Below are 6,819 nucleotides of genomic sequence, written 5' to 3'. Positions count from 1 at the left end.
CCCAACCCCCTCAGCACGCCATTGACGAAAGCCCGGTTGTCCGCTGCTGTGCGGCCCGGGTCACTGGCTTTGCCTGGAAGCAAGTCTTCGATCCGCTCCCATTGGCTCTGGGTCAATTCATAGCGGCTGGGCCGCGACGTGATGGTCTTCGACATCCCCAAAAAATACCGCTGAATGTCGATACAGCCTAGGGCCGGCCTCAGGGAAAGCTTTGTTGAGCTGATCAATGACCGTCGCTTCACCCTTGTATCGCTCGGCCTCGATCAAAAGCTTGTCCACAAGCAAGTCGTCAGCGACGCACGCGAACAACGCCTCCTCGATGGCGATATCCGCAAAGTAAGTGATGGTATGCACACCCACCTTGTCCATCTTCTTTTGCTGCTTGGTCGGCACGGGAACGTCCGAGTCCCGATAGAGAGCCGTCGTATACCCCAGTGCGGCCAGCGCTGCCGCCATCTGCGGCGCATTGCCCCCCTCGCCATCGACGACAGCCGCTCCCCTCTGTTCGATGGATGCACCACCATGTCGTGCCGGAAAGAGCTCCCGAAGCCCGAGGATCAATCCCAGCTCTGTCTCCCCCTCACACACCAACAGCCGCCGCGCGAACAACGCTCTCGGCATGTGTTTGAGCACCCGCCGAAGCGCGTCTTGATCCGTCGGGTGAAGAATCTTCAGCGCGTTCCCTGGCGTCCGGCGGCATACGTAGAGAGCATCGGGTGGTATCTCGCTGAGGGCCACATCGGAGTGCGTGGTCATCACAATCTGACCGGTGGGCTTCAAAGCCGCCGACGCCACTGCCTGCGATTGCCGTAAGTGCACGATCGCCCCCAGGATGCGGTGCGGCTCGAGCCCCTGCTCGATCTCATCCACCAGGATGATCGCCCCCTCCTCAATCGCGGCGCGCTGAATGGCCAGGGTGGCCAATCGCCGGGTTCCGGTGCCGGCCAGCCGCAGCGGCACGGCGCCATCGTGGAGGGCAATCGAACCGGAGGAGAAGCCTCCCTTTAGCAACTCCAACCCTGGAATGTACTCATCCTCCACGATCGCTCCGACCTCGATTGCCCGCGCTTGGGCTTCCTTGGCTACCTTCACCAGGCTCTCGATCTCGTGCAGTCGAGTGCTGGCCTTGGCCACCCTGTAGGCCTCCGCCAAGTGCTGGGCTGCCTCGTCCCCAGACTCGGTGAGCTTGGACAGTATTGAACCCTGGCCCCAAGTCAGGTGCCGGGCGTCGTCGCCGGTCAGGCGAACCACGCGAAACAGGGCACGGTCGCGGTTGGACATCGTCCGGGGATACGGGGTCCGATCGTTGACCACCTCACATACCGGTTCCATCGTGGCATCTACTGCCAGGCGCACCGTCAGGACTGGCTCATCCCCGTCCTCGGGCTCATCCCTCACCGTACCATCCGGTGCCAGTCCCCGGATGTAGAGACCAAACTTCTCGTCTGAAAGCAGGGCCTTGGAAAGCTCGGCGATCGTCACTTCGATCTTGATCGAACGGGACGTGTCGCATTCCCTAAAGTCGGCCTCACCGAAGGTGTACCAGCGGGAAGAAAGCGCTGCTTCGATGGCATCCAGAACCGTGGACTTCCCCGAATCCCCAGGGCCGATCAAGCAACAAAGCGACTGCCGCTCCAGCGCCCACTCCAGCTCGTTGATCCCTCGAAAGTTCTGAACTGACAACTTGACTATTCTCACGATTCCCCTCGATCCGTCGAATACCGGGCTTGGCAAGCTTATCGCCTTAGCAGTCTTGCAACCCGAATGCGGCTCGTATAGCTGAGGCGCCCGGCATCGGTTGCAAGAACATACATGGTGTTGAACATCCGGAAGGATGCTCGGGGACACTCTTGCAGAAATCCCCAGTAGAGTGAGCAAGAGCCTCCGGTCAAGACGCTGAGATATGGGCAAAGTGCTTATTGGCAACCAGTGTCCTTGGTATAGAGGCTGTCCGCTTCCGGCCAAAAGCAGGCAAACGCCTCCTAATCCTCTCCCAGCTGAAGCCCCCTATCAGCCAATCGCGGATACTTCAAAAAAAGCCGCTGACGCAGGCGAATAGAGTAATTCGATAAAATAATAAAACTTTATTTCGTCAAAGCAACGGCCTGCGGATAAAGGTCGGCTCGCGATCATTGTTAAGTAGAGGCGACGGATGCCGTCGCCTCTACAAATTTACTATCCGATCCTCATTGAAGCGCGTACAGAAAGCCCCTTCGGATCAGCGGGAAAATCAAATGAGTCAAAGCTCACCCGCTTACTACTAAATGGAATTTGCTGCTCGAACAAGCTCAAGTCAAGAACTTGAATCGGACCTTGCTTGTTGAGCTGCTTATTCACTATTCCTGTAATTCCGACCTTGATCTTAACCGTCCACTTCCATATCTTTATTTTCACAACAATGTCTAGATCTTTGAACCGGGGAACTACCGTAACTTTAGCAGCGCGGCTCTCGAGCTCAAGAAAGCCCTGCCTTGCTTCTAGCCTGATGCGCGGCGAGGTCAGGGAGGCGCAATACTTCTTTCCCAGTAGCTTTATACATGCGCTCACCTTGGCTTGCACATGCATTGTCATGTCTGAAATTAGAATTGGATTAGATAGTGTTAATAGCGGCTTCTCGACATCAACTTTCACCCACTCAACGTCAATACTGACAGACCGTTTGGAGACCAACTCGCTCAACGCGCCATCGATTTCATCGGAACTCACTTTGAAAAAAACGGAATTACCAGGATTCGCATCCTGCACAGCCATCAACGTTCTCAGAGCATTTAACTGCGCAGGATCGGCGCTCGATTCGTCGTACTCACCGTCGCGAACCCGCTGCACCATCTCCATGATACCAGCGGCAAAAGTTTCACTCATTTCCGATATTTCGGGGACGCCCTCCTCGCGCTCGCTCCCGACTTTGATGAATTCTAACTCTGCGTCCCCGAGCCGATTGCCACCCTCCTCCTGAGTCCGCGCAGCAGGAGTCTTAATTTGAATAGGGAATTGAATCGCATCCACAACCCTGCGAGCCAACGAAGTTGCAATGAGAATGCTTACGTCTTCACTTGCACCATTCTGCATGACGAGCTCCTTTCGCCCCTAGTAGGTTGCTTGCCGCAGGGCGATGAACGGCAAGAACCATGAAATGAGTAGCTGAAAGCAGCGCTGCCGACCTCAACTGGACTCAGCTTAAAATGCTGGCCATCCGCTCTTCAGGACTATGCTATCCGCCACCCTATGTGCCCGTCACATAAATAATGGCGAAGCCACTACAGAACAACCCATCCTATGATTCCTAGATCCGGCCAGCAAGCGCCGATACATCCCCCGTGAGAGGCGGCGACCTGATTGCCTGCCAAATTGGGACCTTGCAGCGCTTACAGGACGCAAGCTCAGCGCTAGCGCTTTTGCAACTTCGCCCACAGACTATAGCCAAGAGATGATCGAACATCGCTCTGCCGTATGGTGATCAGTTTGATGTGGAGTGCCATATAGCACCCGGCCGCTATGCCAAGAAGCGCTGTGCCCAGCCAACGAAGCCATGACCAGTCAGCAGGAATAGCAAACAGCATCGCCCCAACCATCGCAACCAAGCAAAATACGCTTATACAAGCCCACATAACCTTTGGCGAAAGCCGGGACCAAGCACTGACCAACACATGTGCCTGCTCCCAATGATCGCGGGCGCGGACCACTTCTAGATCGATCTGCAGGCGTCGTCTCGGCTCGTCATGGGAAACTTCCCGGAGCGCGCGCTCGACTGCCGCCTGAATCGGGAATTCGGAAGGCCAGTGCCGACCAATCACGACTCCATAGGCCTGTAGTACAGGCAACACCCACTCAGGACTAGCCAGTGGCTCGAGGTATCGGCTATCCAGAACTGCCCAGTAATGAGTTGCTCCCAATATATGGACTGTATAAAGCACAATACGCTCGGGCGCGGGATAGTCTTCAGTACTAGTACATGCAGGGATCCATTCTTCACTAAGACGCTGAAACAGACTGACCCGGTTCTTGCCTTCACCCGCCAGGAACAATCCAAGTGGGCGAATCCATGTGTATGTCGCACCCTCTTCGCTGCCCCAATGCGCGCGATCAGGGTGCCGGAGAAAGGAAAGCACAGCGGCCTCTTGCTCCGGCGACATCGTTTCAGAATATTGGCGATGTGCATCGCCTATGACCCGTCTGGCCGGCACCAACGCCGGAATGCCTTTATCGGAACTGGTGTGGTGTGCAAACGGAAACGCCCTAAGATAGAACGTGAATCCTTGAGGAATATGATGCTCGTCGGGCCAGAGATTCAAGCCCTGCCCTGCGATGGCCGACAGCCGAACGCGGCGTCTGGCTAGAGCGTCGCAAGTATGTTTGTTTGCCACCATCTGCGCCACAGCAATATCGAGCGCAGGTGACGCAATGTAATCCAGGCGTGGCAGTACGTTTGAGTTGTTCTTCTCGATGCTCATTGGCAGCCATAGGCAGCTGTACGTTCTATGGGCAGAGTCCGATCATGAAATCGCCGGCCCACCTCTGTTCGGGCCATGTAGGCCACTATCACGAGTTTGCGCGAGTTCTTGCAACCGCATCTGCTCCTGCATATCTCGAGCTTGACTGGCGGCAATATACTGTTGTTCGAGCGATGCGGCTAGCGCCTCGCTCGTTGGCATTTGGGCACGATTGGCGTAAGGATCTTGGGAGGCCCCAGAGCCGGAGCGCATTACGAACATGGTCTCGCCTGCTAATTGCTTCGCTGTTGGCAAGTTAAACGCAACTTCCACTTTGTTATTGGGCTTGAATCCGGCCTCCACCGCCAGCTTGTACGCACTGGCGACCATCCGTTCACTACTGATCGGCAGCGCCGTTGGGAGGTCCACGGTGTTCATGTCTGGAGGCAGAAGCCTCTCTTCATTGGCAATCTCCAGGTCCGCACTGCGGCCGTTGCCCCAAAAACTCGGCTCGACAACGTAGAACTTTCCCTTATGGGATACGCTCGCAACCGTAACGGGAATTGCAGTCTGGTCGTTAATGGAGGCTTCCATCATGGATGCGGTTGTACTGTGCGTTTCGGTTGATTCTTCGGCAACGATGATTCTAGGGCAACACGTAACCAAGTTGCGACTTACGCCAATCGTCCACCTCAATGCGGCCGCACCAGTCTGTGACATGACCGCAGATGCTGGACTTGCTATGGATGAAGTTGGTCAATAGAGCTGGCATCGAAACCTGCTGCCGCAAAGCGCTAGCCGACCAAGCGCTTTGCAACTACTTGCCCATCGTTGCATTGCCGTGGAGACAAGCTTACAGCGGTGAAGTCTTGGGAAAGAGTCACATCTTGATCAACCAGCAGTTGACCCTGGAGGGGCTTTGTTAGATACCTGTGATCACCGCGTGCCACTCCGTGGCAAAGGGGCGCGGTGGCCGATCCCCCACCACACTGGCTAACGAGCCAGCTCTCGCTGTCTGCTTCAACTCCGTCAATTTGCGCGTCCTTTAATAGGCAATGAGCCACCCCCGATTTCTCGGACAGGTTAATTAGGGAACAACAACCATCTTCTCGAACTCGGCCGGCGAGCGGTAGCCCAGCGCACTGTGCAACCGCTGCCGGTTGTAGAACACTTCGATGTACTCGAACACTTTCCCGCGCGCTTCGTCGAGACTGGCGAAGCGCTCGTGGTGCGTCAGTTCCTGCTTGAGCGAACTGAAGAAGCTCTCCATCACCGCATTGTCGTAAGGCATGCCCTTGCGGCTCATGCTCGCGACCAGCCCAGCTTCCTGCAACTGCCGCTGATATGCACCGCTGGTGTATTGCGTGCCCTGGTCGCTGTGGTGGATGGCTCCCTGCGCTGGCCGCCGGCGATGCAGGGCCATGCCCAGTGCAGCGCTAGCCAACGCCTGGTCGGCCCGCTCCCCCATCGCCCAGCCCGCGATCTGCCGGCTGTGCATGTCCAGCACCGCCGCCAAGTACAACCAGCCCATCCGGGTCGGCACGAAGGTGATGTCCGCCACCCACACTCGATCTGGCCCGGGACTGACGAACGGCCATGCCAGCCGGTTAGGCGCCACCGCCACACGCTGATAGGTGCTGCGCGTGCGCAGGTAACCTTGCCGCCGTTTGGTGCGGATCGCATGTGCCTGCCGCAGGCGCCGCACCCGATGCCGGCCGCAGGTCTCACCTTGCTGGCGCAACGCGCGCCACAGGCGCTCGCTGCCATACGCCTCGCGGGTTTGCGCGTGCAACTGCTCGATCCGCTGCAATAGCCGGGCATTCTCCTGCGCGCGCGGCCCCGGACGGCGAGCGCACCACGCGTAGTAACCGCTGGGCGACACGCCCAGCGCATGGCAGAGCCAACGCACCCGGTAACTCCGCTGGTCTCGGATCCAGGCGTACTTCACGGTAGCTCCCGCGCAAAGTACGCCGCCGCTTTTTTTAGGATCTCGTTCTCTTGGCGCAGCCGCTCGTTCTCGCGCTGCAGCTTGGCCAGTTCATCCGGATTGGCCTTGGGCCGGCGACTGCCGCCAAAGGCGCTCGCGCCCTTCGCATCGAGGTCCGTGGCCCACTTGTAGAGCCGGTTGCGCGGGATGCCTAACTCCCGCGCGATCACGGCCGCTGGCCGATCTCCCGCCCTGAGCAACCGCACTGCTTCCCGCTTGAACTCCGCCGTGAACCGCTGCCGCTTCTGCATCGAACACCTCCGTGCGAGGATTGTCCTCGCTTTCAGGTGTCCGAGTTATCAGGGGTGGGTCAGCTATAGATCGATAGACACCCTAACCCCGATAAATCTCCCAAATCTCGAGGCGAGACATATCTTGGCCAGAATTCGGCATCCCTCGCCC

General features: G+C 57.6%; 6 protein-coding genes. All 6 read right to left on the bottom strand.

Annotated features, from left to right (window positions below):
• Positions 1 to 117 precede the first annotated feature (117 nt).
• The 6 genes from CEK66_RS10860 to CEK66_RS10835 all read right to left on the bottom strand — a co-directional run bounded on the left by CEK66_RS10860 (position 118) and on the right by CEK66_RS10835 (position 6,668).
• Complete coding sequence (locus tag CEK66_RS10860) at positions 118 to 1,698, bottom strand: AAA family ATPase (protein WP_152236920.1); 1,581 nt, start codon at positions 1,696 to 1,698, stop codon at positions 118 to 120.
• 477 nt (positions 1,699 to 2,175) lie between these two features.
• Positions 2,176 to 3,069: a hypothetical protein gene (locus CEK66_RS10855; RefSeq protein ID WP_152236919.1), complete on the bottom strand. Its 894-nt coding sequence runs from the start codon at positions 3,067 to 3,069 to the stop codon at positions 2,176 to 2,178.
• Between the two features lie 317 nt (positions 3,070 to 3,386).
• Positions 3,387 to 4,451, bottom strand: coding sequence for a hypothetical protein (locus CEK66_RS20375; protein ID WP_193312627.1), 1,065 nt, complete (start codon positions 4,449 to 4,451; stop codon positions 3,387 to 3,389).
• 42 nt (positions 4,452 to 4,493) lie between these two features.
• A complete protein-coding gene (locus tag CEK66_RS20620) occupies positions 4,494 to 5,024 on the bottom strand; it encodes an XVIPCD domain-containing protein (protein WP_226978575.1) in 531 nt (176 codons plus the stop codon).
• Between the two features lie 493 nt (positions 5,025 to 5,517).
• Positions 5,518 to 6,378 carry an IS3 family transposase gene (locus tag CEK66_RS10840; RefSeq protein WP_152236918.1) on the bottom strand — a complete coding sequence of 287 codons (861 nt, stop codon included), beginning with the start codon at positions 6,376 to 6,378 and terminating at the stop codon, positions 5,518 to 5,520.
• Positions 6,375 to 6,668 (bottom strand): transposase, encoded by a 294-nt coding sequence (locus tag CEK66_RS10835; RefSeq protein WP_152236917.1) that lies wholly within the window; start codon positions 6,666 to 6,668, stop codon positions 6,375 to 6,377. The genes CEK66_RS10840 and CEK66_RS10835 overlap by 4 nt, the downstream gene beginning before the upstream one ends.
• Between the last annotated feature and the right edge of the window lie 151 nt (positions 6,669 to 6,819).

The sequence above is a fragment of the Xanthomonas sp. LMG 12460 genome (assembly GCF_009192895.1).
Lineage (GTDB): Bacteria > Pseudomonadota > Gammaproteobacteria > Xanthomonadales > Xanthomonadaceae > Xanthomonas_A > Xanthomonas_A sontii.
This window is presented reverse-complemented; position numbering and strand designations above follow the sequence as displayed.